This window comes from Polaromonas sp. P1_F9 (assembly GCF_056405615.1).
The window spans coordinates 1-24,042 of the sequence record NZ_JBFUBT010000012.1 but is presented as its reverse complement, the minus strand read 5'-3'; the positions used below and the strand labels follow the sequence as shown (position 1 = coordinate 24,042).

General features: G+C 64.1%; 26 protein-coding genes. 12 read left to right on the top strand and 14 right to left on the bottom strand.

Annotated elements, in window-relative coordinates; all coding sequences use genetic code 11:
- Positions 1–38: 38 nt before the first annotated feature.
- Positions 39–446, bottom strand: coding sequence for a MerR family transcriptional regulator (locus AC1DYR_RS22190; protein ID WP_477706978.1), 408 nt, complete (start codon positions 444–446; stop codon positions 39–41).
- A gap of 154 nt (positions 447–600) precedes the next feature.
- Here AC1DYR_RS22190 and AC1DYR_RS22185 point away from each other — a divergent pair, with 154 nt between their 5' ends.
- A complete protein-coding gene (locus AC1DYR_RS22185; RefSeq protein WP_477706977.1) occupies positions 601–858 on the top strand; it encodes a hypothetical protein in 258 nt (85 codons plus the stop codon).
- A 22-nt stretch (positions 859–880) separates the two neighbouring features.
- On the opposite strand, the gene AC1DYR_RS22180 is transcribed toward AC1DYR_RS22185, so the two are convergent.
- On the bottom strand, positions 881–1,294 hold the full coding sequence (locus tag AC1DYR_RS22180) for a hypothetical protein (protein WP_477706976.1): 414 nt from the start codon (positions 1,292–1,294) through the stop codon (positions 881–883).
- A gap of 155 nt (positions 1,295–1,449) precedes the next feature.
- Between AC1DYR_RS22180 and AC1DYR_RS22175 the strand changes: the two genes are divergently transcribed.
- Positions 1,450–2,013: a DUF1439 domain-containing protein gene (locus AC1DYR_RS22175; protein WP_477706975.1), complete on the top strand. Its 564-nt coding sequence runs from the start codon at positions 1,450–1,452 to the stop codon at positions 2,011–2,013.
- Between the two features lie 29 nt (positions 2,014–2,042).
- Here the strand turns inward: AC1DYR_RS22175 and AC1DYR_RS22170 are convergent, their stop codons facing one another.
- Entirely contained in the window at positions 2,043–2,924 is an 882-nt protein-coding gene (locus AC1DYR_RS22170) for an NmrA family NAD(P)-binding protein (protein WP_477706974.1), read from the bottom strand.
- A 211-nt stretch (positions 2,925–3,135) separates the two neighbouring features.
- Positions 3,136–3,633 (bottom strand): hypothetical protein, encoded by a 498-nt coding sequence (locus tag AC1DYR_RS22165; protein WP_477706973.1) that lies wholly within the window; start codon positions 3,631–3,633, stop codon positions 3,136–3,138.
- A 216-nt stretch (positions 3,634–3,849) separates the two neighbouring features.
- On the opposite strand from AC1DYR_RS22165, the gene AC1DYR_RS22160 reads away from it, so the two are divergent.
- Positions 3,850–5,028, top strand: a complete 1,179-nt coding sequence (locus tag AC1DYR_RS22160; RefSeq protein ID WP_477706972.1) for an NAD(P)/FAD-dependent oxidoreductase — start codon at positions 3,850–3,852, stop codon at positions 5,026–5,028.
- Between the two features lie 101 nt (positions 5,029–5,129).
- On the opposite strand, the gene AC1DYR_RS22155 is transcribed toward AC1DYR_RS22160, so the two are convergent.
- On the bottom strand, positions 5,130–6,140 hold the full coding sequence (locus AC1DYR_RS22155) for an aldo/keto reductase (RefSeq protein ID WP_477706971.1): 1,011 nt from the start codon (positions 6,138–6,140) through the stop codon (positions 5,130–5,132).
- 147 nt (positions 6,141–6,287) lie between these two features.
- On the opposite strand from AC1DYR_RS22155, the gene AC1DYR_RS22150 reads away from it, so the two are divergent.
- Positions 6,288–7,217, top strand: coding sequence for a LysR family transcriptional regulator (locus AC1DYR_RS22150; protein WP_477706970.1), 930 nt, complete (start codon positions 6,288–6,290; stop codon positions 7,215–7,217).
- Here AC1DYR_RS22150 and AC1DYR_RS22145 read toward each other — a convergent pair.
- Both AC1DYR_RS22145 and AC1DYR_RS22140 read right to left on the bottom strand, forming a co-directional pair.
- Complete coding sequence (locus tag AC1DYR_RS22145; protein ID WP_477706969.1) at positions 7,177–7,431, bottom strand: hypothetical protein; 255 nt, start codon at positions 7,429–7,431, stop codon at positions 7,177–7,179. The two genes, AC1DYR_RS22150 and AC1DYR_RS22145, sit on opposite strands and share 41 nt — an antisense overlap.
- A gap of 81 nt (positions 7,432–7,512) precedes the next feature.
- Positions 7,513–8,061 carry a carboxymuconolactone decarboxylase family protein gene (locus tag AC1DYR_RS22140; RefSeq protein ID WP_477706968.1) on the bottom strand — a complete coding sequence of 183 codons (549 nt, stop codon included), beginning with the start codon at positions 8,059–8,061 and terminating at the stop codon, positions 7,513–7,515.
- Between the two features lie 178 nt (positions 8,062–8,239).
- On the opposite strand from AC1DYR_RS22140, the gene AC1DYR_RS22135 reads away from it, so the two are divergent.
- Positions 8,240–9,103 (top strand): AraC family transcriptional regulator, encoded by an 864-nt coding sequence (locus AC1DYR_RS22135; protein WP_477706967.1) that lies wholly within the window; start codon positions 8,240–8,242, stop codon positions 9,101–9,103.
- A 231-nt stretch (positions 9,104–9,334) separates the two neighbouring features.
- On the opposite strand, the gene AC1DYR_RS22130 is transcribed toward AC1DYR_RS22135, so the two are convergent.
- The 3 genes from AC1DYR_RS22130 to AC1DYR_RS22120 form a co-directional block, all read right to left on the bottom strand.
- On the bottom strand, positions 9,335–9,676 hold the full coding sequence (locus AC1DYR_RS22130) for a DoxX family membrane protein (protein ID WP_477706966.1): 342 nt from the start codon (positions 9,674–9,676) through the stop codon (positions 9,335–9,337).
- A 161-nt stretch (positions 9,677–9,837) separates the two neighbouring features.
- Positions 9,838–10,737, bottom strand: coding sequence for an SDR family oxidoreductase (locus AC1DYR_RS22125; protein WP_477706965.1), 900 nt, complete (start codon positions 10,735–10,737; stop codon positions 9,838–9,840).
- Between the two features lie 63 nt (positions 10,738–10,800).
- Positions 10,801–11,556, bottom strand: coding sequence for a glucose 1-dehydrogenase (locus AC1DYR_RS22120; RefSeq protein WP_477706964.1), 756 nt, complete (start codon positions 11,554–11,556; stop codon positions 10,801–10,803).
- 171 nt (positions 11,557–11,727) lie between these two features.
- Between AC1DYR_RS22120 and AC1DYR_RS22115 the strand changes: the two genes are divergently transcribed.
- Positions 11,728–12,624 carry a LysR family transcriptional regulator gene (locus tag AC1DYR_RS22115; protein WP_477706963.1) on the top strand — a complete coding sequence of 299 codons (897 nt, stop codon included), beginning with the start codon at positions 11,728–11,730 and terminating at the stop codon, positions 12,622–12,624.
- 11 nt (positions 12,625–12,635) lie between these two features.
- Here the strand turns inward: AC1DYR_RS22115 and AC1DYR_RS22110 are convergent, their stop codons facing one another.
- Both AC1DYR_RS22110 and AC1DYR_RS22105 read right to left on the bottom strand, forming a co-directional pair.
- Positions 12,636–15,032, bottom strand: coding sequence for a glucose/quinate/shikimate family membrane-bound PQQ-dependent dehydrogenase (locus AC1DYR_RS22110; RefSeq protein WP_477706962.1), 2,397 nt, complete (start codon positions 15,030–15,032; stop codon positions 12,636–12,638).
- 183 nt (positions 15,033–15,215) lie between these two features.
- Positions 15,216–16,193, bottom strand: a complete 978-nt coding sequence (locus tag AC1DYR_RS22105) for a LysR family transcriptional regulator (RefSeq protein ID WP_477706961.1) — start codon at positions 16,191–16,193, stop codon at positions 15,216–15,218.
- A 143-nt stretch (positions 16,194–16,336) separates the two neighbouring features.
- On the opposite strand from AC1DYR_RS22105, the gene AC1DYR_RS22100 reads away from it, so the two are divergent.
- Together AC1DYR_RS22100 and AC1DYR_RS22095 are read left to right on the top strand one after the other, a co-directional pair.
- Positions 16,337–17,203, top strand: a complete 867-nt coding sequence (locus tag AC1DYR_RS22100) for an oxidoreductase (RefSeq protein ID WP_477706960.1) — start codon at positions 16,337–16,339, stop codon at positions 17,201–17,203.
- Between the two features lie 92 nt (positions 17,204–17,295).
- A complete protein-coding gene (locus tag AC1DYR_RS22095) occupies positions 17,296–18,309 on the top strand; it encodes a MerR family transcriptional regulator (protein ID WP_477706959.1) in 1,014 nt (337 codons plus the stop codon).
- 16 nt (positions 18,310–18,325) lie between these two features.
- Here AC1DYR_RS22095 and AC1DYR_RS22090 read toward each other — a convergent pair whose 3' ends face one another.
- Positions 18,326–19,534: an MFS transporter gene (locus AC1DYR_RS22090; protein ID WP_477706958.1), complete on the bottom strand. Its 1,209-nt coding sequence runs from the start codon at positions 19,532–19,534 to the stop codon at positions 18,326–18,328.
- Positions 19,535–19,650: 116 nt separating this feature from the next.
- On the opposite strand from AC1DYR_RS22090, the gene AC1DYR_RS22085 reads away from it, so the two are divergent.
- Positions 19,651–20,601 carry a LysR family transcriptional regulator gene (locus AC1DYR_RS22085; protein WP_477706957.1) on the top strand — a complete coding sequence of 317 codons (951 nt, stop codon included), beginning with the start codon at positions 19,651–19,653 and terminating at the stop codon, positions 20,599–20,601.
- Between the two features lie 20 nt (positions 20,602–20,621).
- Here the strand turns inward: AC1DYR_RS22085 and AC1DYR_RS22080 are convergent, their stop codons facing one another.
- Positions 20,622–21,524: a LysR substrate-binding domain-containing protein gene (locus AC1DYR_RS22080; RefSeq protein ID WP_477706956.1), complete on the bottom strand. Its 903-nt coding sequence runs from the start codon at positions 21,522–21,524 to the stop codon at positions 20,622–20,624.
- Between the two features lie 90 nt (positions 21,525–21,614).
- Here AC1DYR_RS22080 and AC1DYR_RS22075 point away from each other — a divergent pair, with 90 nt between their 5' ends.
- The 3 genes from AC1DYR_RS22075 to AC1DYR_RS22065 all read left to right on the top strand — a co-directional run.
- Entirely contained in the window at positions 21,615–22,505 is an 891-nt protein-coding gene (locus AC1DYR_RS22075) for an N-formylglutamate amidohydrolase (RefSeq protein ID WP_477706955.1), read from the top strand.
- A complete protein-coding gene (locus tag AC1DYR_RS22070) occupies positions 22,502–23,494 on the top strand; it encodes a Bug family tripartite tricarboxylate transporter substrate binding protein (RefSeq protein WP_477706954.1) in 993 nt (330 codons plus the stop codon). The genes AC1DYR_RS22075 and AC1DYR_RS22070 overlap by 4 nt, the downstream gene beginning before the upstream one ends.
- Before the next feature lie 196 nt (positions 23,495–23,690).
- Positions 23,691–24,042, top strand: a 352-nt coding sequence (locus AC1DYR_RS22065; protein ID WP_477706953.1) for a porin, incomplete at its 3' end; no start/stop codon positions are given.

Genomic DNA, 24,042 nt, shown 5'->3' with positions numbered 1-24,042 from the left:
GAAGGGTTGGTTGAAAGGGTTGATAGACAGGGATGGGTTCAGGCGCGCTTCGGCACGGCGCGCAGCTCTTCATAGAGGCCGAGCTTCTTGCGGATGTACTGCAGGGTTTCGCGCTGGCTGCGGATGCCGGCCTCCAGCCGTGCGGCGTGCGCTTCCAGCAAGGTTTGCCGCTCGTCCAGACTGCTGGCGGTATTGCCTTTGCGCAGCAGCTGGGCATAGCGCTGCATGTCGCGCATCGACATGCCAGTCGCGCGCAGACGCACCAGGAAGTCGAGCCAGCGCATGTCGGCATCGCTGTAGCGGCGAGCGCCGCCGCGCCGGTCGATGGGCGCGATGAGGCCGATCTGCTCGTAATAGCGCAGCGTGTAGGCGCTCAGCCCCGAGGCTTCTGCGGCTTCGGCAATGCTTAAGGAGACGGTGGGGGAGCCAATGGTTGCGGTGGTCATGAAGGGACTGTAAAACTTCGAGCGCACTCGAAGTCAAGCCCCTTTTTCGCACAGGGTGTTTTGGCTGCCGCGACCACTGGAAACGGCAGGCCAAATCGCTTTCGCATCCCCTGGGGCGACAATAGGGTACATCCTGCAACGCCAGAGCACCGCCATGACCCAAGCCAAAGATCCGAACCGCGAACAAGAACTCAAGAAGATGGAGCTGTGCGACTCGTGCGCCGGCATCCAGCGCAACTGGCGCAAGGCGCCGGGCCACCCGGAACTGGTGCAGGGCGACCCCCGCCATGAAACCCGTCGCCATGGGCTGATCACCATCACCCGCTACAAGTGCGACCGCTGCGGTACGGCGTGGGAGTATGAGAACGACAAGACCAACCAGAAAGCCGGCTGGTCAGTGGTGGGCCGCTAAGGCGGCTCAACCGCAGGCCAGCTTACCGCTCTGCGTTGGCGCGATTGATGAGCGCCTCGCACTCGGCGCGAAGCTTCTGCAGCTTGTCTTTCCCGGCATGAAACACCTTGTCGTCGAGCGCACTGACGGCCTTCTTGCCCGAAAGCCCAGCAAGGTAAGACGCTGTTTCAAGCGCATTTTTGCAAGGCCGGAATTGCTCGAATGGATCGGAACCCTGAATCGCCGAAGGCCACTGCTTGCGCTGCCCGTCCAGCGCGGCCTGCGTCAGCCGCAGCCGCTGGGCGTACTTCATGGCTTCGGGCTCCATGGCCCCGATGGCGTATTCATTGAGGACACGCTGCGACCTGATCGCCAGGGCCAACGCATCCTGCTCGCCCTTGGTGGGTTGCGCCGTCGCCAGCGTGGCGGCTGGAAACAGCAGAAAAGTCAAAAGCATTCGCATCAGGCCGACCATACAGGAATATGGGATCGTGCCCCGCTAGTGCCGGCAGCTTCAGGTCGGTCGGTTGAACGCTGACTCCGATACGGGCTTTTGAATGACATGTGCGGCGGAAGGCCAGGCGCACTATTCCTGGGCTGAAAGGACGATGAATGAAACGAAGACTGCTTCTTGCCGCCACCGCACGGCTGTGCCTTGGTGGCGCTGTGTATTTCACCCTGCCGGTCGCACAGGCCCAGCCCAGCTACACCGTCAGCATGGCCCAGCTGCAGGACGCAGTTGCCAAACGCTTTCCGGTGCGCAAGCGCGCCAATGGCCTGCTGGACATGACCGTGCAGGCACCGCAGCTGCGCCTGCTGCCCGAACAGAACCGGCTGGGCGCCGCCATGGCGGTGGAAGCCGCCGGCCCGGCATTGCAGCGCGCCTACCCCGGCACCTTTGACCTGGACTTTGCGCTGCGCTACGAAGCCAGCGACATGACCATACGCGCGCACCAGCTGCGCGTGAACACCTTGCAGTTTGAGGGTCTGCCGCCCCAGGCGTCGATGCTGGTGTCAGGCTATGGCCCGCAGCTGGCCGAGCAGGCGCTGCAGGGCGTCGTGCTGCACTCGCTCAACCCGCAGGACCTGGCATTGCCCAACAGCATGGGCGTGCAGCCAGACCACATCACCGTGACAGAGCGAGGGCTGGTGATTGAGTTTGTGAACAAGCCGTAGAGCTGAGCCCACCGACCGGCCTGGATGCGCTAGCCACCCTGCCCGTCCACCAGCGCCCGCACATACGCACGCAGCGTGGTGCGGCCGCGCACGGGCGCATCGGCGGTGTAGGGATGGTCCCGCGTAAGTTCTGTCATGGCCGCATAGGACTCGGCCGCAGCAGGCGAAAAGCCCATGGCCTTGAAGCCCTCTACCCACTTCTCGCGCGGCGTAACGCGCACCGAGACCGGTTTGTCCAGCGCTTCTGAAAAGGCTGCGGCCACATCGCCTGGGCTGTATTTCTCAGGGCCTTCGGCATAAAAGATGCCGGTTTTACCGGCGGGCTCCATCATCAGCCGGGCGGCGAGTTCGCCCAGGTCTTGCGGCGCCACCATGGGCAGCTTGAAGTCCACGGGGTACATGGAGTCGATCACGCCTTCTTCCTGCGCGGTCTTCAGTGCCGCGTCCCAGTTGCTCATGTAGTAGGCCGCACGTATCACGCTGAAGGGCACAGCTTGTGCGTCCAGGGCCTTTTCCATGTCGTAAAGGATGCCCAGGTCGCCCGCGCGCTGGACGGGCTGCGCGCCATAGGTGGACTCGGCCACGATCTTCTCGAAGCGTGTACCTTGCAGTGCCTCAATGATGGACGTCACCGTGCTGCGCTCTTCGGCATCGGTGTCGGTGGAGGGAGCCGCCGGCGGATTAAGCAGAAAAAGTCGCGTGCCCTGCTGGAAGACCTTGCGCAGCGACGGTACATCGTGGGCGTCGGCAACAGCGACCTTCGCCCGTTGGGGCACGTCGTTTTTTGCCTTGCCGACCCGGCCGGATTTTTTGGGGTCGTGGGTGATGAGGGTGACGGGCTCGCCCGCGCCGATAAGGCGTTTGACCAGCGCCGAGCCGACGTGTCCTGTTCCGCCAAGAATGATGTGCATGGGATTCTCCTGGTGTCAAAAGATCCATGCTCGAGGCAGGCGAGGCTCCTCAGTGACAGCCACTGGAGCCCTGGAAAGTCGGAATGCGCCGACAAGGGACAAGGAAGGGCTGCGACGCGTGCGGTCACAAGGAGACAGGCAAAAAAAGACAGGCCTCAGCCTGTCTTTTTGGATCAGCCGATGTCAGCGGGCACATGGCCCGCGTTGCCGCTTACTTGGTGCCGGCTGCCTTGACGTCGGTCTTGGCTTCTGCCTTGACTGCACTGGTGTCGACAGCAGCGTTGGCCTTGTCGGCAGCTGCTTTGGCCTTCACGGTATCAACCTTGGCATTGGCATCGATGGCAACGCCGGCTGCTTTGGCATCTGCCTTGGTGGTGGCCTTTTCGGCTTTGGTGGTGGCCTTGGCTTTGTCGTCAGCGTCTGCCTTTTCAACTTTGGCTTCGGCCTTTGCTTTGGCCTTAGCGGCCTTGGCATCTGCCTTCGCGGTTTTCTCTGCAGCTTTGGCTTCTGCCTTTTCGACTTTCGCATCGGCCTTGGCGTCTACCTTGGCTTCTTTTTTTACAGCAGACGTCACAGACTTGTCGGCCTTGGCTTCAGCCTTGCTGGCAACCGGAGCGGTTTGCGTGGACGATTCGACAGGTGCCGGTGTTTGTGCAGAAGCAATGCCGACAAACAGGGTAGCAATAAGAGTAGCGAGCAATTTGTTCATGAGAGAGTCCTTTGAATGGATGGATGAGGGAATTATTGTTATCACGTAGCCCGTGTTCAACGGGATGGGATGCGGCACTGTTGACCCGGCATACACACCGTTGCACAACACACCTGCGCTTTACAGGATTTGTCGCTGTGCGGCGACAACAGCGCCCTGTTTTGCGCTGGCCTGTAGGATGAGGCGCTTCCACTGTGTAATGAATGAAGCAGCAGCATGAACCCCGCAACATCCGAACAAAAGATCGTCATCGTCGGCGGTGGCGTGATCGGCAGCGCCATCGCGTACTTTCTGGCAACGCATCCACGTTTTGACGGCAGCATCACTGTCGTCGAGCGTGACCCCACTTATACGCAAGCCTCTTCGGCGCTGTCGGCCAGCTCGATTCGCCAGCAGTTTTCACAGCCGGTGAACATTGCGGTGTCGCAATTCGGCATTGATTTTTTACGCAACATCCAACAGCACCTGGCGGTCGATGGTGATGTGCCCGACATCGGTTTGACCGAGCGCGGCTATTTGTACCTGGCCACTGAAGCCGGCGCGGCCACGCTGCAAGAGAACCACGCGACACAGCGCGCAGCCGGTGTCGATGTGATGCTGATGACGCCTTCCGAGTTGCAGAAGCGCTTTGCGTGGCTGCAGGTGGACGACCTGGCGCTGGCGTCGCTCGGCCTCACGGGCGAAGGCTGGTTTGATGGTTATGGCTTGCTGATGGCCTTCAAGCAAAAGGCGCGCAGCCTGGGTGTGCAGTATGTGAAGGCCGAGGCCACGGGCTTCGCCCACGGCAACGGCCGCGTGAACGCCGTGACGCTGATGGGCAGCGCGCAGCTTCCGTGCGACTGGGCCGTGAATGCGGCAGGCGCATGGGCACGGCCACTGCTGGCCGGCACAGGCCTAGATCTGCCGGTGTATGGGCGCAAGCGCTGCGTGTATGCATTTGCCAGCCCCGCGAAGACGCCGGACTGCCCGCTGGTGATTGACCCGGGCGGTTTGTGGTTTCGGCCCGAAGGCGACATCTGGATTTGCGGCCTGCCGCCGGCGCAAGACCACAACGATGTGCCGCTGGATGTGGACTACGACCTCTTTGATGTGGCCTGGCTGACGCTGGCCAAGCGCGTACCGGGCTTTGAGGCCGTGCGCATGCAGCGCGCCTGGGCCGGGTACTACGAATACAACACGCACGACCACAACGCGCTGCTGGGGCCGCACCCGACCCTGCCGAATTTGCTGCTGGCCAATGGCTTCAGCGGGCACGGGTTGCAGCAGTCGCCGGCGGTGGGGCGCGGCCTGGCGGAGTGGATTGCCGAAGGCGCCTACACCAGCCTGGACTTGTCACCGCTGGCGGCGCAGCGGCTGGTGGAAGGGCGTGCCTTGGTAGAGAAGAACGTGATTTAAATTTCACGCCTCCTCGTTTTCACACCAGCAGTTGCTCCTGAATTGATAGCGACTTGCGCAGGCAAAGCAAGGGCTACAGGCCGATTTGTATAAATTCGCGCTTACTTCTCGCTGTCCAGGTGACCCATCTGGTAGGCGTCGTAGCGTGTGCCGGCCACCGCGTCGGCCGGCAGCGCGGCTTCGATGCGCTGCAGGTCTTCGGCGCTGAGCTTGAGCTTCAACGCGCCCAGCGCTTCATCAAGCTGGCCCGGCTTGCGGGAACCGACCAACGCCACCATGTCGACACCCAGCGCCTTGCCGCGTGCGATGACCCAGGCAATCGCCACCTGCGATGCTGTGGCACCCAGGCCCCCAGCGAGTTGATGCAATACATCAATGAGCTGCTGGTTCTTCACCGCGTTGTCGCCAGTAAAGCGCGGCAGGTGGGCGCGGAAGTCGCCAGGCCCCGTGGGTTTGGAGCCGGACAGCAAACCGCGTGACAGCACGCCGTAAGGCGTGACGCCGATGCCCAGTTGCTTGAGAACGGGGAAGATTTCTGCCTCAGGGCCGCGGCTGACCAGCGAATATTCAATCTGCAGGTCGCTGATGGGGTGCACGGCATGCGCCTTGCGGATGGTCTGTACGCCGACTTCGCTGAGGCCGATGTGGCGCACATAACCGGCTTTGACCATGTCGGCCATGGCACCAATGGTGTCTTCGATCGGCACGTCCGGGTCGAGGCGAGCGATACGATAAATATCGATGTGGTCGGTGCCCAGGCGCTGCAGCGTGTAGGCCAGGAAGTTCTTCACCGCTGCGGGCCGGCCGTCCATGCCGACCCAGCCGGCAGACGGGTCGCGCAGCGCGCCGAACTTCACGGAGATCAGCACCTCATCGCGCCGGCCTTTCAGCGCCCGGCCGATCAGCATCTCGTTGTGGCCCATGCCGTAAAAGTCACCGGTGTCGATCAGGTTGACGCCGGCGTCGAGCGCAGCATGGATGGTGGCGATGCTTTGCGCCTCGTCGTGGGCGCCGTACATGCCCGACATGCCCATGGCGCCCAGGCCAATGGCTGAGACGGATTGCGGGCCGCGAAAGCCCAGGCGGGTGGGGGAAAGGATATTCGTGTTCATGGGGAGCCTTTTCTTAAAAAGTGGATCAGTGTTTGGATGGGCAGATAAGCGAGCAGGTGAATGAACTGTATTGATTTGAATTAAAAGAATAAACTGCCGTTAAACAAAATAACTGTTAGTGATTTAAAGAACAATAAGGGCGAAATCATGAGCGTTGATCGCTACAAGGCGATGGAAGTCTTCACACGAGTGGTGGACCTGGGCAGCTTTACCGCGGCAGCCACCGCGCTGCACATGCCCAAAGCCCGGGTGACGACGGTGGTGCAGGAGCTCGAAGCGCACCTGGGGGTGCGCCTGCTGAACCGCACCACGCGCACGCTAAGCCTGACGGACGACGGCGCGCTGTACCACCAGCGCGCGCAGGCCATGGTGCAGGACATGGGCGAGCTGGAAGGCACGCTGCGCCGAGCCGTGGCCACGCCTGCCGGGCGCTTGCGCGTGGATGTGCCGGCGGCGGTGGGCCGCCACGTGATCTCACCGGCGCTGCCGGAATTTTTCAACCGCTACCCCGACATGGTGCTGGAACTCGGCAGCACCGACAGGCCGGTCGACCTGGTGGCCGAAGGCGTGGACTGCGTGATTCGCGGCGGCCTGGTGCACGACGAAACACTGGTGGCGCGGCCGTTGGGCCGGCTGGCGGTGGTGACTTGTGCCGCGCCTTCTTACCTGGCGCAGTACGGCATACCGCAGACCCTGGAAGACCTGGAACAGCACCGCTTCGTGAACTTTCATTCTGCCAAGACCGGCCGGGTGTTTCCGTTCGAGTTTTCCAGGGATGGCGACGTGCGGCAGATCCACCGCCCGCACTGGGTCAGCTGCAACGACGCCGACAGCCACATGGGCGCGGTGCTGGCCGGCCTGGGTTTGTCGCAGCCGCCACTCACGCGCCGCACCTGCGCGCTGCTGGCCAGCGGCGAACTGGTGCGCGTGCTGCCCGACTGGCAGCCCGAAGCGCTGCCGATGATGGTGCTGTACCCGCGCAACCGCCACCTGACGGCCAAGGTGCGTGCCTTTGCCGACTGGGTGGCCGAAGTATTCAAGGCGGAATTCGCGGCGGGGGCGAAACTGTATTCGTGACTTCGCCAGCGGTCTCGGCAAGCAGTTGCCCTATGGCCGAACCGACGGCCAGATCGTCCGGGTGCCCGAAGTGGCTCAGCCGCAAATGGCCCTGCCTGTCGATCAGCACCAGGCTGGGTGTGCCGCGCAGGGATTCGAGGGTGATGGGCGACGATGTGTTGAGCCAGTGCGCGATGTGCCAGGCGGGTGCGAGAGAATAATTTTTGGTTTGCATGAAGACTTTCAAAAATACTTTCAACGCAGCCTGCATGCCGCAGATCGCGCACGTCGGGTCAAAGACCCGGGCGGCGAAGCGTCAGGCAGCGGCTCGGCTCAGCTTGACGGGCGCGAAATCAACCGGCACCGCAAACGCCACATTGACGTAGTTGGTGAAAAGGTTGAGCGCCACATGCGCGAGGATTTCCACGATCTGCTCATCGCTGAAGCCGGCCTGGCGAACGGCCTGCACATCGGCCTCGGACACATTGCCGCGTTCATTCACCAGCTTGAGTGCAAACGCGAGCACCGCAGCGGTGGCCGGGTCGGCGGATTCACCGCGTTGCGCGGCGGCCATGCTTTCAGCGCTGACGCCGGCCTTGCGGCCCAGCGCCGTGTGCGCGGCCAGGCAGTATTCGCAGGCGTTGCGGTCGGCCACTGCCACAGCGATCTGCTCACCCAGTTTGGCGTTGATGACACCGCCCCCCAGCGCGCCGAACGAGCCCCACATGCTTTTGAGTGCGGCGGGGGAATTGGCGACGGCCTTGAACATATTGGGCGTGGCACCGAAGGCTTGGGTGACCTGATCGAGCAGGGCCTTGCGATCGGCGGAGGTGGCGTTACGGTCGATCAATGGAATGCGTGACATGTGAAGTCCTTTGGAGATTGAAGAGTCGCGGTTAAGGGATGACGTTTCGTGCGGCGGGGCTTGTGGGTGCGCTCGCTGCACAGGAAGAAGTTTCGCGCGACAATCAGGACTTATTGGATGAATTCGTCTATCAAATCATCCTTATCATCCAAAGCAAGCCTCAAACCACTCCCACACCATGACCACGCCCTCCGAAGGAATTGACCGGCTTTCCGGCCTGATGGAACGCTTTCGCGTGCGGGCCCACATGTTTCACAACGGGCCGCTGTGCGGCGTGACGCGCTTCACGCCAGAGGCCGGGCTGGGCTTTTTGCACGTGATGCGCCGCGGGACCATGGTGGTGACGCACCGCGCGGCAACGGGTGCGCCCAGGCGAGTGAAGGTGAGCGAGCCCAGCCTGGTGTTTTACCCGCGGCCGCTGGCGCACGACTTTCACAATGCGCCGGTGGAGGGCGCTGATTTCACCTGCGCAACGCTGGCATTCGACGGGGGCGCCAGCCACCCGCTGGCACGTGCGCTGCCGGCCCTGGTGGTATTGCCGCTGGCGCGCGTACCGGGGCTGGAGCACACGCTGGCCTTGCTGTTTGCCGAGACCGCACAGGTGCGCTGCGGCCAGCGGCTGCTGGCCGACCGATTATTTGAGGTGTTGCTGCTGCAGCTGCTGCGCTGGCTGCTGGACCACCCGGAAGAAGGCAGCGTTCCCGAGGGCCTGCTGGCCGGGCTGGCCGAACCGCGACTGGCGCGTGCACTGGTGGCGGTGCATGAAAACCCGGGCCATGCGTGGAGCCTTGAAGGCCTGGCGCAATCGGCCGGCATGTCGCGCAGTGCGTTTGCACCGTTGTTCAAACAAAAAGTGGGGCAAACGCCCGGGAACTATCTGGCGACGTGGCGGCTGGCCGTTGCGCAGGCCGAGTTGCGCAATGGCCAATCACTCAAGGCCATTGCCGCGCAGCTGGGATATGCCAATGCGTCGGCGCTGTCGCGCCTTTTTGTGCAAAAGACAGGCGTCTCGCCGCGTGAATGGGTCAAGGCGGCGGGGTAGCGCGGGGCAATTTCACCTGGATCCGGATTAACTCCTTCTCCCTCTGGGAGAAGGTGGGGATGACGGCCGACGGCGCGCTTGATGTTTGAGCCGCGCGTGCTGGTGAGGCCGTTGGCCCTCACCCCTGCCCTCTGCCATGGGGAGAGGGAGTAAGAGGTGAATCCGGAGCATCATGCTACTAAAAAGATAGCCACTAACCTATGCATTGATTGGACTGGAGGCCAATTTCACTTAAAATTCACGCGACACCAAAGCCAGCAGCGCAAAGCCGCCTGCCAGCGCGATGTTCTTGAAGAAGTGCAGCAACTGGTTGCGCAGCTCTTGCGGCGTGGCGGCCCAGAAGCCGTGGGCGATGAAGGCGTCGACCACCAGAAAGGCTGCAGCGGTGAGCGCGAACCAGCGCACTTGCCAGCCAAAAGCCAGCGCCAAGCCGGCGGCAACTTCGACCGCACCTATCGCGGCGGCTGTGTAGTTGCGCAGACGTGCGGATTCGATGAAGTGCGAAGCGCCTGGGCCGGTAAAGGCCAGGGCCATGAGAATGCGGGCGAGGGTGAGGATGACGGTGGGTTGCATGGTGCCTCCTGGGCATTGGATATCCGGATTAACTCCTTCTCCCTCTGGGAGAAGGTGGGGATGAGGGCCGGCGGCGCTTGATGTTCGCTGCGAATATTCAAAGGGCGGTTGGCCCCCACCCCAGCCCTCCCCCAGCGAGGGAGGGAGCAAGAGGTGAGCCCTCAAGCCGCGCGGCGCACCACCGGTTTGAGCATGTCGGCAATGCCGATGCGGTGGGCGAACTCTTCGCGCACGCGTTCGGCCACCACGGTGACTTCACCGGCGCCGTCGTCGATGAAGTCGGTCACCGAGCGGAAAGGGCGCGTGCCGCCGGGCAGGCCGACGATGCGGGTGATGTCGTCGGCCACGGCTTGCGGGTCGGCGTGGTCGGGGCTCAGCGCCGAGAGGCGTTCGCCGACCTTGTCCATGACACCGTCGTAGCGCGCGTAAGCAGCCGTGACCGCTTCGTCGGCCGGCTTGCCAGCGCTGGGGAAGTGCGCCGTGCCTTTGGTGAAGGCGCCGGGCACCACGATGGAGGTCTCGATGCCGAAGCGGGCGAGCTCGTACGACATGGTCACGGCCATCGAATCCATCGCAGCCTTGGCGGCAGCGTAAGGGCCGAGGAAAGGCGGGAAGCCGCCGCGCACCGTGCTGCTGCTGACCCACAGCACCAAGCCAGCTTCGGCCTTGCGCATCACCGGCAACACAGCGCGGTTCACGCGCTGGCTGCCCAGGAAGTTGGTGTCCAGCACCTTGATGATTTCTTCCGGCGTGTAGGCCTCGGCGGGTCCGACGACCAGGTGGCCGGCGTTGTGCACGATGACGTCCAGGCGGCCTTGCTCGGCCATGATGTGCGCCACGGCGGCGTCTGCGGAAGCTTGCGACAGCACGTCGAGCTCAACAGCACGCAAGTCAAAGCCGTTGGCAAAACTCCAGTCGCGCAGCTCACGCACCTTGGGTGCGTTACGGCCCTGGATGTCGCGCATGCTGGCGTAGACGGTGTGGCCGGCCTGGGCCAGTGAGCGGACGGTGAGGTGGCCGATGCCGGTGGATGCACCGGTGACCAGGATGACGGATTTCATGATGTGTGTCTTTCTGGAAAGGATTTGAAAAGAGTGCTTGATGGCTTGGAGAAGTGCGTGCGCTTACACAACGCCACCATTCACACGCAACGTCTGGCCGTTGACCCAGGCCGCGTTGTCGCTCACGAGGAAAGCAACCGCACTGGCGATGTCCTCCGGCGTGCCCAGGCGTTCGAGCGGCGCCATCTTTGACATGCGCTCAACCGTCTCGGGCGTCTTGCCGTTGAGAAACAGCGCGGTGGCTGTAGGGCCGGGGGCGATGGCGTTGATGCGGATGTTTTTGCCGCGCAGCTCTTTGGCCATGATGTTGGTGAAGGTTTCCACCGCGCTCTTGGTGGCGCCGTACACCGCGTAGCCGGGCAGAGCCAGGCCGATCACGCTGGTCGAGAAGTTGACGATGCGCCCGCCGGGCTGCAGGCGCGCGGCGGCTTCGCGCAGGGTGTTGAACGTGCCCTTGACGTTGACGGCGAAGAGGCGGTCAAAGGTGTCGTCGTCGGTGTCGGCCAGCGCCGGCAGGCTGGGCGGCATGATGCCGGCGTTGTTGATGAGCACGTCGACGCGGCCGAAGGCCTGGATGCTGTCATCGAACAGCTGCCTGACGGCGGCGGAACTGGCGACGTCGGCCTGCACGGCAACGGCCTGGCCGCCGCTGGCCATAATGGACTGCACAACGGCCTGGGCTTCTTCAGCCTGGCCGGCATAGTTGATGACGACGGCGTAGCCCTCTTGTGCCAGGCGCCGGGCGACGGCCGCGCCTATGCCGCGCGAGGCGCCGGTGACGATGGCCACCTGGGTGGCGTTGTTGCTGGAAGCGGTCATTTGAAACTCCTGATGGTTAAAAGTGGGTTGGTTCTGACCGCCCGGGGTGCTGCGTGTGTTGTGCGCCTTTGGTGAGCCAGTGAAGGTATTGTTCTATTCAATTCACATGCGATAAATACCGTAAAATTGCCATCACTGTTCAATAAATGCCAACAATGAAGGCGCGACTGAATGGACCGCTTTAGCTCAATGCAGCTCTTCACCCGCATCGTGGAGCTGGGCAGTTTTACGAAGGCGGCCGATGACCTGCTGCTGCCGCGCGCCACGGTGACGCACGCGGTGCAGCAGCTGGAAAAGCGGCTGGGCGCGCGGCTGCTCCACCGCACGACGCGGCATGTCAGCCCCACGCAGGATGGCGCGGCCTATTACGAGCGCTGCCTGCGCCTGTTGACCGACCTGGAGGAAGCCGAGTCGGCCTTTGTCAACACGGGCAGCAAGCCGCGCGGCAAGCTGCGGGTGGATTTGCACGGCACGCTGGCCAAGCATTTTTTGCTGCCGGTGATTGGTGATTTTTTTGAGCGCTACCCGGACATCGAGCTGGAGATCGGCATGGGCGACCGGCTGGTGGACCTGGTGCGCGAAGGCGTGGACTGCGTGCTGCGCGTGGGCGAGCTGGCCGAGTCCAGCATGGTGGGGCGGCGCGTGGCCTTGCTCGAACAGGTGACCTGCGCGAGCCGCGAGTACCTGGACAAACACGGCACGCCCGAGACGCTGGAGGCGCTGCGCGGCCACCGCGCGGTGAATTTTTTATCCAGCCGCACCGGCAAGGCGCTGCCCTTCGACTTCGTCGTGGACGGCGCGCCGCGTCAGGTGCAGCTCAAGGGCCCGGTCGCGGTGACGGACGCCGACGCCTACAAAGCCTGCTGCGCCGCGCACTTGGGTTTTATCCAGGTGCCGCGCTACCACCTGGCCGCGCAACTCGAGGCGGGCACACTGGTTGAAGTGCTGGCCGCTTTCCGGCCCGCGCCCATGCCGGTGTCGGTGCTGTACCCGCACCACCGGCAACTGTCGCCGCGCGTGCGCGTGTTCGTGGATTGGGTTGCCGACGTCATGAGCCGGGCCGGATAAGAGCGGCTCAACTAGCGCGGCAACGCATAAGCCCGCACATAGTCCCCCGCCCGCGTCCCCAGTGACCCATGGCCGCCGGCCATCACCAGCAGGTACTGCCGGCCGTCGGCGCCGGTGTAGGTCATGGGGGTGGCCTGGCCACCCGCGGGCAGGCGGCTCTTCCAGATTTCCTTGCCGGTGTTCACGTCGTAGGCACGCACGTAATAGTCGAGCGTGCCGGACAGGAAGGCCACGCCGCCCGCCGTGGTGAGGGGCCCGCCAAGATTGGGAACGCCCATACGGAAAGGCAGGGGCACCGGGGCCAGGTCGCGCACGGTGCCGTTTTTATGCTGCCAGGCAACGGCGCCCGTGGTCAGGTCGGCGCCGGCCACATAACCCCAGGGCGGCGCCTGGCACGGGATGCCCAGCGGCGAGACAAACGCGCTGAGCTTGACGGCGAACGGCGCGCCGAAATTTTCATTGAGCGAGGGCAGGCTGCCTTCGGGCCGCTCCTTGCCCTGCACCAGGAGGCTGGTGTCGTCCGTGCGCGGCACGAGTTTGGAGACAAAGGCCAGGTAGGTCGGCGTGGCGAAGACCATTTGCCGCTCCGGGTCCACCGCCACGCCGCCCCAGTTGAACACGCCGAAGTTGCCGGGATAGATCAGTGAGCCTTGCGTGGAAGGCGGCGTGAAGCGGCCTTCGTAACGCAGCCGGTGAAAAGCAATGCGGCAATAGAGCTGGTCGAACAGGGTGGCGCCCCACATGTCGCGTTCAGCCAGCGGCGGCGGGTTGAATGACAGCGCCGAATTCGGTTGCGTGGGCGCGGTGCGGTCACCCTGTGCAGCGCCCTGCGGCGCCGCTGTTTCCACCACGGGCAAAAGCGGTGTGCCGGTGCGGCGGTCCAGCACAAAGATCTCGCCCTGCTTGGTGGGCTGGACCAGCGCGGGAACCTTGCTGCCGCCCACCGTGAGGTCCACCAGGCTGGGCTGGGCCGGCACGTCGTAGTCCCACAGGTCGTGGTGCACGGTCTGGAAGTTCCAGCGCACCTTGCCGGTGGCCAGGTCCAGCGCGACGACGGACGACGAATAGGTTTCGACGGCGGGGCTGCGCTGGCCACCCCATTGGTCGGGGGGCTGGTTGCCCAGCGGCACATAGACCATGCCCAGCGCTTCGTCGACGCTGGAAATGGACCAGCTGTTCGGTGAATTGGCGGTATAGGTTTGCCCTGCCGCAAGCGGGGCAGTGGCGTCGGGCTTGCCCGAGTCCCAGTTCCAGACCAGCGCACCGGTGTTGATGTCGTAAGCGCGGATCACGCCGGACTGCTCTTTGGTGGAAACGTTGTCGAGCACCGTGCCGCCCACAATGATGAGCTTTGATGTGACCACCACCGGTGAGGTGGAATAGTAGGCGCCGGGCTTGACGTTGGGCATGCCGGCCCAGAGATCGATCTGCCCCTTGCCGCCGCCGAAAGAGGGGCAGACCTTTCCGGTGTCGGGGTTGAGGGCAATCACGCGGCCGTCTGCCGTGGGCATGAAGAGCTTGGCCGGGCAGTCGGTGGACGCGGCGGCAGCTGTCGCAGTCGCAGGGGCCGGCGGCTGGTAAGACAGGCCACGGCAGGTCAGGTGCTGCAGCGCGAGCTTGCCCTGGATTTCGGGATTAAAGCGCCAGGCTTCCGCGCCGGTGGTGGCGTCCAGCGCAATGACAGCCTGGTGCGGCGTGCACAGGAAAAGCCGGTTGCCCACTTTCAGCGGGGTCACCTCGAAGGTGGTTTCTGCCGGGTCGCCTGGCTGGCCGCGCATGTCCCCCGTGCGGTACTGCCAGGCCAGCCCCAGGTTTTCCACGTTGTCGGGGGTGATCTGGCTGAGCGGTGAATACCGCTGCCCCTGGCCCGTACGCCCATAGGCATGCCATTCGCCGGCGGGCACGGCATCAGCCGGGCGCGCGGCCGATGCGCCGGTGGGCGGCAGCGGCAACATGCCCGTCACACGATTCGCATCATGCAGCCAGGTCGCCACCGAGGCCACAAGGAAAAGCGCCAGCGCGGCGCCCAGCGCCCACTGGCCGGCGCGTACACCGGATTGGCCCGGCGCTTCGGACTGCATGGCACGGGCAAGCATGGGGGTCAGCAGGAACAGGCCAATGAGAAATGGCACCCCCCCGCGCGCGGCCAGCGGCCACCAGTCAAGCCCACCTTCCCACAACGCCCATGCCAGCGTGCCTACCAGCAAGAGCGCATAGGTCCACAGCGCTATCGGTCCGTACTGGATCAACAGCACGCCCGTCAACACAAATGCGAAGCCGGCCACCAGGTAATACCAGGAGCCTCCCAGCACCACCAGCCAGATGCCCGGCAAGGCCAGTATCAGTCCGATCAGCACGAGCACCAGGCCAGTGAAAAAGGCGGAGCGAAGGCGCGAGATAGCTGACACTTTTTATTCTTCCTGATGCGTCCGTACAGGCTCCCAATTTATTCCCACATCGGCCCGCCGCGCGTCAGCCGTGGGCTAACGCAGCTGTAGGCGACGCCAAGAAAACGACTGCGCGCAAACGGATGGATAAGAAAGATACAGAAAGAGATGTCTGTGCGGCGCTGATGCCGCGACACCCGCGCGTCAGCCGGCCGCGCGGGCGCGGCGCGTTTTTCGCGCGGCGGCATGGGGCCGCAGTTCATGCGGCTCCAGGTAAAACTGCGTGTTGCCGACCAGCCGCTCCACCGCCAGGTCGATGAATGCCCGCGCACGGGCCGGCTGCGCGCTGCGGCTGCCGTAATAGACATAGAGGCCGAGATGCCCGGTGACATGCTGCGTCAACAGCGGCACCAGCCGGCCGGCACGCACCAGCGGCGCAGCGGTGGCGCCGATCAGCTGGCCGATGGCCTGGCCGGCCACGACAGCGCGGGCTTCAAGGTCCACGTCATTGGTGAGGAAGGACGCGGCGACGGTACGGGCCACCACTTCTTCACCCACTTTGAACTCCCAAGGCATGGTCTTGCCGGTACCCGTGTGGTGAAAGCCGGTGCAGCGGTGCCGGGCCAGGTCTTCGATGGTCTGGGGCGCGCCATGCTGCGCGATGTAGGCGGGTGACGCGCACACCACCAGTTGCAGCGGCAGGATGCGGCGCGAGATGATGCCGCCCGCGGGCGGCGCGCCGGCGCGAAAGCCGACGTCGACGCGGTCTTCCACCCAGTTACCGATGCGGTCGTCCATCTGGATGTCGGGATCCACCTGCGGATAACGGCGGCAGTATTCCTCGAGCACGGGCCACAACACCTCGAGCATGATGGAACGCGGCGCGACGATGCGCAGCGGCCCGGCGATTTCTTCGCGTGTGCGGCGCGCGCCCTGCAACGCCCGCTGCAGCGTCGAAAGGCCGGGCTGCGCGGCCTGCAGGAACTGCTCGCCTTCTTCGGTGAGGCTCAGGCTGCGCGTGGTGCGGTGAAAAAGGCGCACGCCCAGGTGCTGCTCAAGCTGGACCAGCGCCTGGCTGGCGGCCTGCGGTGTGATGGCCTGTGCGGCAGCGGCCTGGCGCAGGCTACCGAGTTCAGCAGCTTTGACGAAAGTGGAAACGGCGCGCAATTCATTGAAGGCCATGGCGGCTCCTGGCGGTTTTTACGGGGAGCAAGCCCCCATTATCACGATTAGCTTGATTATGAACTCACTGATTGATGGCTATTCAACACTTAATCAAAAACCTACATTGCCCTCCTCAGCAACATTTTTTAAGGGGCAAGACCATGAATGCAAAGACTGACTTCAAGCGTATCTGGATGATCACCGGCGCGGCGCGCGGCATTGGCGCCCGCATTGCCGAAGCGGCGCTGGCGCACGGCGACGCGGTGGTGGCGACTTCGCGCGACGCCGCCTCAGTGCAAAAAAGATTTCCCGCGAGCGATGCACTGCTGGCATTGCCGCTGGATGTGACCGACGAAGCACAGGCGACGGCCGCCGTGCAAGCCGCGTTGGCACGTTTTGGCCGCATCGATGTGCTGGTCAACAACGCGGGCTACGGCCTGCTGGGCGCGGTGGAAGAAGCCACCGCCGACGAGGTGCGGCGCCTGTACGAGACCAATGTGTTCGGCCTGCTGAACGTGACACGCGCGGTGCTGCCGGCCATGCGTGTGCGCCGCAGCGGCCACGTCATCAACATCTCGTCGCTGGGCGGTTACCAGTCGGGCCCGGGCTTTGGCGTGTACTGCTCAACCAAGTTTGCAGTGGAAGGCCTGACCGAAGCGCTGCACGGAGAACTGGCGCCGCTGGGCATTCATGTCACCAGCGTGGAGCCGGGTTACTTCCGCACCGACTTCCTGGACAACGCCTCGCTGGCAGTGTCGCCACGCATTCTGGACGACTACGCCCAAAGCGCAGGCAGGGTGCGCGAAGCTGCCACGGAAATCAACCACAACCAGGCGGGCGACCCGCTGCGCCTGGCGCAAGCGATGCTGAAGTTGGTGGAGGCCGACACCCCACCGCTGCGCCTGCCAATGGGCACCGACACGCTGAAAGTGATTGCAGACAAGCATGCGTTTGTGGAGGCCGAAGTGAAGGCATGGAAGGCGCTGTCGGCTTCGACGGATTTTCCGAAAGAAGCGCTGATGGCCTGAGTTTTTCAATGTCCTGTTGACTTGGCCCCTGGGTCCGCCTTCATGATGCTGAAAGTTCAAAAAGCAATCCTGAAGCAACCCAGAGGTCTCTCATGAATTCTCCCCGCGCGCACCCAGGTGCCTCCGAAGCGGCCAGGCGGCTTGGCGTGTCGATCAAAGCCTTGCGGCTGTATGAACAGCGCGGCCTGGTAACGCCGGAGCGTACCGCCACCGGCTACCGGATTTATGGCCCCGACGCGATGGTGCGTGCCGCCGAGGTGGTGACGCTGCGCAAGTTGGGCCTGAGCCTGGCTCAGGTGGCAGAGGCTTTTGTGGGTGACCCGCAAAGCCTGGAGCCTGCGCTTGCCCTGCACGAGGCGGCGCTCGAATCGGAAGTGCGCGAACTCGTAGACACGATAGGCAAGGTCCGCACGTTGCGTGCGGACCTTCTTCGCGGCAGGGCGCCGGGCCAGGGGGAGCTGGCGCGTGTGCTTCATCCTTATGCCAAATTCAGCGTGGGTTTTGAGTTGCCCTGGCCCTGGGGCGGCGAGTGGTTTGAGCTTGCCGGCATACGCCCACTGAACTACATCATCGGGCCGCTTGGCAGCGGCAAGACTCGTTTGGCGATGCTGCTGGCTGAGCGGCTGCCGAATGCGGTCTTTCTGGGTTTGGACCGGCAGGACAACACGGACAAGGATGCTGCATTGAAGCAGCGTGTTGACAGGACACTGGCGTGGCTGGTGGATGAAGGAGCTGTAGCCTCGGAAGCACTGACCGCGCTGCTGGCGGGACTGGAAGCCGAAGGGCCCGCCGTCTTTGTGGTTGACATGGTGGAGCAAGGGCTGGACCAGGCCACGCAGGAAGCGCTCATCATCTACCTGCGCCAACGCGCCGGGCTTGGCGCACGCCCGCTTTTCCTGATGACACGTTCGTCGTCGATTCTGGATCTGGCGGCGATGGGCGCGCAGGAAGCCATCATCCTTTGCCCGGCGAACCACAGCCCGCCGGTTCGCGTCGCACCCTATCCCGGCGCGCCGGGCTACGAGGCGGTGATGACCTGCCTGGCGACACCGGAGGTCAGGGCACGCACGGCGGGCATGGTGGCCACAATTCCCAAAAAGGCTTGACAGTTCAGCGTCGTTTTCACGCGGCGCAGCGCACCAGTTTCTTCGCAGGCCACAGCCGCACCACCAGTGCTGCCGCACCTGACACCGCGGCCATCACGCACACGCCCTGCCAGCCGGCATGCGCCAGCACAACACTGCCGAGCCACGCACCGCCGGCCATGCCGCTGAACATGCCGATGAACAGAACCGCATTGAGCCGGCTGCGCGCGGCGGGTTCAATGCCGTAGACGATGGTCTGGTGAGCAATCAGCGTGGCCTGCGCGCCCAGGTCAAACACCACTGCGCCCAAGGCAACAAGCCACAGCTGGTTGGGTCCGAGGGCCATGGCGATGAAGGCCGCGACGACCAGCGCGGCGCCCAGCCGGGTCACGACTTCAGGGCCTTTGCTGTCGGCGATGCGACCGGCCAGCGGCGCGGCCAGCGCACCGGCGGCACCGGCCAGGCCGAAGGCGCCGGCGGCGCCGCTGCCCAGGTTGAAGGGCTCGGCGTGCAGCATGATGGCCAGCGTGGACCAGAAGGCGCTGAAACCGATGCTGATCAGGCCCTGTGCGACGGCCGCGCGGCGCAGCGCGCCGTGGCGCTTCCACAGCGTGGCCAGCGAGCCGAGCAACGCCAGGTAGGGCAGCTGCGTGGTGGGTACAAAGCGCGGCAGGTGCCGCCACACCGCCACGCCCAGCACCGCGATGCTGAGGGCCGCGGCCACGAACATGCTGCGCCAGCCGAACTGCTCGGCCACGGCGCCGGCCACCACACGCGACAGCAGGATGCCCAGCAGCAGGCCGGTCATCACGGTGCCGACGGTTTTGCCGCGTTGGGCTTCGGGTGCGAGTGTGGCGGTTGCCGGCACGATGTCTTGTGCCAGCGTGGCCGCAAGACCGATCGCGAGGCTGGCCAGCGCGAGCACCGCCACGGACGGCGCGGCGGCGGCGAGCAGCAACGCCAGCACCAGAGCAGCGGCCTTGCCGAGGATGATGCGCCGGCGGTCATAGCGGTCGCCCAGCGGCGCCAGTAGCCCGATGCCCAGCGCGTAACCGAGCGTTGTCAGTGTGGGCACCAGGCCGATGGCGGCGGGGGTGGACTTGAATTCAGCAAGCAGCAAGGCCAGCATGGGCTGGCTGTAATAGAGCGAAGCCGCGGCCAGGCCGGCGCCGGTGGCGAGCAGGAGAATCAATGGGAACGGCAAGCCGGGCCCGGTTTGGTCATGCGTATTAGCTGTAGAAGTCATGAGGAAAATCCCGATTTGAGGCAGGACGCGAGTATGCGGGCGGGGTTTTGCGCTGTGAAGGCTGCTATTGGGCACAATGGTCATACGCAAAACGCATAAACAACCTGGGACACCTCATGAAAACCGCGCCGGACCGGATCGAACTCATGCAGACCTTTGTGCGCATCGTGGAGGCGGGCAGCCTGTCGGCCGCCGCAGCGCAGATGAACGCCACGCAACCCACAGTCAGCCGGCGCCTTCAGGCGCTGGAACGTTCGCTGGGCCTGAAGCTGCTGCAGCGCTCCACCCACGCGATGAAACTGACGGAGGGCGGCGAGCGCTGCTTTGCCCGTGCCAAGGAGCTGCTGGGCAACTGGGGGGCTTTTGAGGCCGACCTGCGCGGCACCCAGGAAGTGGCGGAAGGCACGCTGCGCGTGGTGGTACCGCATGCGCTGGGCCAGCAGCAGCTGGTGGGGCCGGTGGTCGACTATTTGCGGCGCCACGAGCGCGTCACGGTGGAGTGGCTGCTGCATGACGGCACACCCGACTTCATCACGCAGGGCATCGACTGCGCGGTGCACGTGGGCGCGGTGGAAGATCCTTCGCTGGTGGCCGTGAAGATTGCCGAAGTCCGGCGCATTGTGGTGGCCGCACCTTCCCTGCTGCAAGACAAGCCGCTGCCGATGCATCCAGCCGATCTGCAGGCCCTGCCCTGGCTGGCGCTGCAAACCTTCTACCGCAACGAGGTGGCGCTGATCCGCCGCCATGCCGACCAGCGCCGCGAAGAGCACCGCTTTGCGATACGGCCGCGCCTGGGCACAGACAGCCTGTTTGCCCTGCGCAACGCCACGCTGCTGGGCCTGGGCGCAAGCATCGCTTCGACCTGGCTCGTGGCGGGCGACGTGGCCGAAGGCCGGCTGCTACACCTGGCGCCGCAGTGGTGTGCCGAGCCCCTGCCGGTCTACCTGATCTACCCCTATTCGAATTTTTACCCAGCCAAGCTGCGCCGCTTTATCGAAGCACTGCGCGAGGGATTGCCCAAGGGCATGGGCCTGCCGGCCCGCGAGGACGGGGCCGGCGCAGCCTGATTGCAGCGCCTGGCGAGAGGTCAGGCGCTGGCCGTGTTGCCGGCCTGCTCTTGCAGCCATGAGGCAAACGCTTCAACGGCGCGATTGCTGTGGGCGGCAGCTGATCGTTGGCAAAGGTAATACCCGCGCGAGATCAGGACCCGGGTGTCGAAGGGCAAGACCAGCTTGCCGCTTTCGAGTTCGCTCTCGATGAGGCACGGCTGGATGACGATGGCCCCCATGCCGGCGCATGCCGCGACGATGAGGTTGTTGCCCAGATCGAACCCCGGGCCCAATGCTGGCTTGGGCTGCTTTAAACCTGTACCCTCCATCCACACGGCCCAGTTGTCGGGGTAGTTGATGTGATGAAGAAGGGTATGTGCGGCGAGATCCCGCGGATGCTGAATGCTTCGCGCAAGTGCGGGCGTGCAGGCGGGCGTGATCTCGTTGCCCAGCAGATAGCGTCCGCGGATACCGCGCGGCCACCTGCTTCCGGCACGCCTGAGCGCGATCCACAGGTCCACGTCGTCGCGTTTGAAGTCTTCGTCGAAATGGAATTGGCGCAGCTCCACCTCGACATTGGGGTTCAAGGACTTGAATTGCGCGAGCCTGGGGACCAGCCATCGCGTTCCGAGGGTTGGTATGACGCTCACCCGCACTTTGCGTTGCGATGACTCTCCGCCGAACTGGGTGACGGCCGCCTCCAGCCCGGCGACATGGGTTTCAACCAGCTTCTGGAATTCGCGCCCGCGGACCGTGGGCACAACGCCCGTCGCGTTGCGGTCGAACAGGCTGCAGCCCAGCCGTTGCTCCAGGCGCAGGATGGCCTGGCTGACGGCGCCCTGCGTGACGGAAAGAACCTCCGCCGCGCGGCGAAAACTCCCCAGCTGGCAGACCCCGAGAAACGCATGCAGTTCAGCCAGCGACGGCGACTTGAATTTCATGGCCGTATTAGATCATCTAATCAGTAGCTTTGAAATTGTCGTTTGTCGCGCGGCACTCGCGGCGTCAAACTGCCGGCCATGAGCCAAACCATGTCCCACGCCGAACCCGTCAAGGTCGTCCGACCCGTCGTTGATCCCATCGCACTGGTGTGCGACTCCCCGCACAGCGGCACCTACTATCCGCAGGACTTCGATTTCTCGATTGAATTGCAGCAACTGCGGCAGTGCGAGGACACGCTGATCGAGCAGCTTTGGGACGCGGCGCCGCTGGTCGGCGCGACTCTGGTGCACGCGACGTTTCCGCGCAGCTACATCGACCCCAACCGCAGTGAGGACGACATCGACCTCACGATGCTGGAAGGCGAATGGATGGGGGCGGTAGCCCCTTCTCAACCCTGCCTGCGGCTGGGTAACGGCCTGGTGTTCAGCAAGACGCCGACGCTACAGCCGATCTACAGCCGCCGGCTTCATGCCAGCGAAATCAAACACCGGATTGAAAGCTGCTGGCGGCCGTATCGCCATGCGCTAGAGGACGCGCTGGCCCAGTCAAGCACCCCGCAGGGTGAGCGGTGGCACCTCAACCTTCATTCCATGCCAAGCAACGCGTATGTGCGCCTGGGGTTGCCGGACAAGCCGCTGGCCGACATCGTGCTGGGCAACCTGCATGGCGCCAGCTGCAGCGCGGCTTTCGCTGACTTCGTAGGGGAGGAGTTCAGGCGGCAAGGCTATACCGTCGCGCTGAATGATCCTTACGCAGGGCAAGACCTGGTGCGCACTCTTGGCCGGCCCGCACACGGACAGCACAGCCTGCAGATCGAAATCAACAGGGCGCTCTACCTTGACGAAAAGACGCGCGAGCCAAAGCGGCAGTTCCATGAACTCAGGAAGCGCATTCACCTGGTGCTGCAGGCCATCGCGGGATACATCAGGGAAGAAACCACTCACTCGAAACGTCACGTCAACCTCAAGGACACAGCATGATCACCATCCCAAGCCGTCGGAAATTCCTGGGCATAGCGGCCGGTGCGGCGGGCGCGGTAGCGTGCCCGGCATTCAGCCAGCCGCAGGCTTACCCGAGCCGTCCCATTACCCTCATCGTGCCGTTCCCTCCCGGCGGGGCGGTGGACATCTCCGCACGCGCCATGGCCGACAAACTGGGCAGGCTGCTGGGCCAGCCGGTCGTGATCGACAACAAGGCCGGCGCGGGCGGCGCCATTGGCACCGGCATTGTTGCAAAGGCCGCGCCCGATGGCTATACGCTGGTCGTCACTTCGCAGTCGACCCATGTGGTCAACCCCGCGGTATCGCCCAACCTGCCTTATGACGCAGTGAACGATTTCGCCTACATCACGCTGATCGACAGGCTGCCGAACGTGCTGGTCGCCAGCGCCAAGCTCCCGGTCAAGAACTTTGCCGAATTTGTACGCTACGCCAAAGCCAACCCTGGCAAATTGAACTATGCATCGTCGGGCAATGGCTCGGTGGCACACCTGAGCATGGAGCTGCTCAAGTCGAAGCTGGGCCTGTTCATCACGCACATTCCCTACCGGGGCGCCGGGCCCGCGCTGACGGACCTGCTCTCGGGGCAGGTTCAGCTGACGTGGAACAACCTGCCCTCCAACCTGGCCATGCTGCAGAGCGGAAGCCTGCGCGCACTGGCCGTCGCCTCGCCGTTGCGCGCGCCGCAGTTGCCTGACGTTCCCACATTCGACGAACTCAAGCTGCCCGACCTGAACCTCACGTCGTGGACTGGGTTGGCAGCGCCGGCAAAAACGCCGGAGGCCATCATCCAGAAACTCTACGACGCGGTACGCACCATTCTTCGCGACAAGGACACGCTGGAAGCCTGGCGCAAACGCGGCGCGATGCTGCCCGAGAACGTGCGCCCCGCCGAATACCGGCAGGAAGTCATTCAACGCATCCGGTTCTTCAAGGACGTCGCCCAGGCCAACAAGATTGTTCTGGAATAGCCGCGCATGAACCTCCACCACCCCACCACGCTGCCGCAGCCAGACGGTTGACGCGCACGTCCACGACCCTGTGCCCTGTGAATTTGCTGCCCTGTTGAAGACGATGTCTTCTCAGGCCTGGGCGAATTTTGCCCGTGAATACCCCCGCGGCGGTGAGTGATCTCCCGCTATCTATAAGAGCTTTGAGGAGTGAGGAATGAATTACAAGATGATCTGCCTGGCAGCGGTTGCTGCCGGTGCAATAACCCCCGTTACTGCGCTGGCGCAAAGCACGGTGACGATCTACGGGAAGATGGACACGAGCTTTGAGAACTCAAAGACCGGCTCGGTCTCGCAGACGCTGATCACGGGCAACGCGTCCCGGTTCGGCTTCAAGGGAACCGAGGACCTGGGCGGAGGGCTTAAAGCCTTCTTTGGGATCGAGGCCGCGATCTCTTCCGACACCGGAGCGACGACCTCGCCGATGTACCGCAATTCGTTCGTGGGATTAGGCGGCGACTTCGGGGTGGTCAATATCGGGCGCATCGACTCAGCCGCGCCAGCCGCGC

Excerpts from the sequence above, each read along its gene's own strand:
- AC1DYR_RS22190 (WP_477706978.1), bottom strand. The coding sequence starts at position 446 with ATGACCACCGCAACCATTGGCTCCCCCACCGTCTCCTTAAGCATTGCC.
- AC1DYR_RS22185 (WP_477706977.1), top strand. The coding sequence starts at position 601 with ATGACCCAAGCCAAAGATCCGAACCGCGAACAAGAACTCAAGAAGATG.
- AC1DYR_RS22180 (WP_477706976.1), bottom strand. The coding sequence starts at position 1,294 with ATGCTTTTGACTTTTCTGCTGTTTCCAGCCGCCACGCTGGCGACGGCG.
- AC1DYR_RS22175 (WP_477706975.1), top strand. The coding sequence starts at position 1,450 with ATGAAACGAAGACTGCTTCTTGCCGCCACCGCACGGCTGTGCCTTGGT.
- AC1DYR_RS22170 (WP_477706974.1), bottom strand. The coding sequence starts at position 2,924 with ATGCACATCATTCTTGGCGGAACAGGACACGTCGGCTCGGCGCTGGTC.
- AC1DYR_RS22165 (WP_477706973.1), bottom strand. The coding sequence starts at position 3,633 with ATGAACAAATTGCTCGCTACTCTTATTGCTACCCTGTTTGTCGGCATT.
- AC1DYR_RS22160 (WP_477706972.1), top strand. The coding sequence starts at position 3,850 with ATGAACCCCGCAACATCCGAACAAAAGATCGTCATCGTCGGCGGTGGC.
- AC1DYR_RS22155 (WP_477706971.1), bottom strand. The coding sequence starts at position 6,140 with ATGAACACGAATATCCTTTCCCCCACCCGCCTGGGCTTTCGCGGCCCG.
- AC1DYR_RS22150 (WP_477706970.1), top strand. The coding sequence starts at position 6,288 with ATGAGCGTTGATCGCTACAAGGCGATGGAAGTCTTCACACGAGTGGTG.
- AC1DYR_RS22145 (WP_477706969.1), bottom strand. The coding sequence starts at position 7,431 with ATGCAAACCAAAAATTATTCTCTCGCACCCGCCTGGCACATCGCGCAC.
- AC1DYR_RS22140 (WP_477706968.1), bottom strand. The coding sequence starts at position 8,061 with ATGTCACGCATTCCATTGATCGACCGTAACGCCACCTCCGCCGATCGC.
- AC1DYR_RS22135 (WP_477706967.1), top strand. The coding sequence starts at position 8,240 with ATGACCACGCCCTCCGAAGGAATTGACCGGCTTTCCGGCCTGATGGAA.
- AC1DYR_RS22130 (WP_477706966.1), bottom strand. The coding sequence starts at position 9,676 with ATGCAACCCACCGTCATCCTCACCCTCGCCCGCATTCTCATGGCCCTG.
- AC1DYR_RS22125 (WP_477706965.1), bottom strand. The coding sequence starts at position 10,737 with ATGAAATCCGTCATCCTGGTCACCGGTGCATCCACCGGCATCGGCCAC.
- AC1DYR_RS22120 (WP_477706964.1), bottom strand. The coding sequence starts at position 11,556 with ATGACCGCTTCCAGCAACAACGCCACCCAGGTGGCCATCGTCACCGGC.
- AC1DYR_RS22115 (WP_477706963.1), top strand. The coding sequence starts at position 11,728 with ATGGACCGCTTTAGCTCAATGCAGCTCTTCACCCGCATCGTGGAGCTG.
- AC1DYR_RS22105 (WP_477706961.1), bottom strand. The coding sequence starts at position 16,193 with ATGGCCTTCAATGAATTGCGCGCCGTTTCCACTTTCGTCAAAGCTGCT.
- AC1DYR_RS22100 (WP_477706960.1), top strand. The coding sequence starts at position 16,337 with ATGAATGCAAAGACTGACTTCAAGCGTATCTGGATGATCACCGGCGCG.
- AC1DYR_RS22095 (WP_477706959.1), top strand. The coding sequence starts at position 17,296 with ATGAATTCTCCCCGCGCGCACCCAGGTGCCTCCGAAGCGGCCAGGCGG.
- AC1DYR_RS22090 (WP_477706958.1), bottom strand. The coding sequence starts at position 19,534 with ATGACTTCTACAGCTAATACGCATGACCAAACCGGGCCCGGCTTGCCG.
- AC1DYR_RS22085 (WP_477706957.1), top strand. The coding sequence starts at position 19,651 with ATGAAAACCGCGCCGGACCGGATCGAACTCATGCAGACCTTTGTGCGC.
- AC1DYR_RS22080 (WP_477706956.1), bottom strand. The coding sequence starts at position 21,524 with ATGAAATTCAAGTCGCCGTCGCTGGCTGAACTGCATGCGTTTCTCGGG.
- AC1DYR_RS22075 (WP_477706955.1), top strand. The coding sequence starts at position 21,615 with ATGTCCCACGCCGAACCCGTCAAGGTCGTCCGACCCGTCGTTGATCCC.
- AC1DYR_RS22070 (WP_477706954.1), top strand. The coding sequence starts at position 22,502 with ATGATCACCATCCCAAGCCGTCGGAAATTCCTGGGCATAGCGGCCGGT.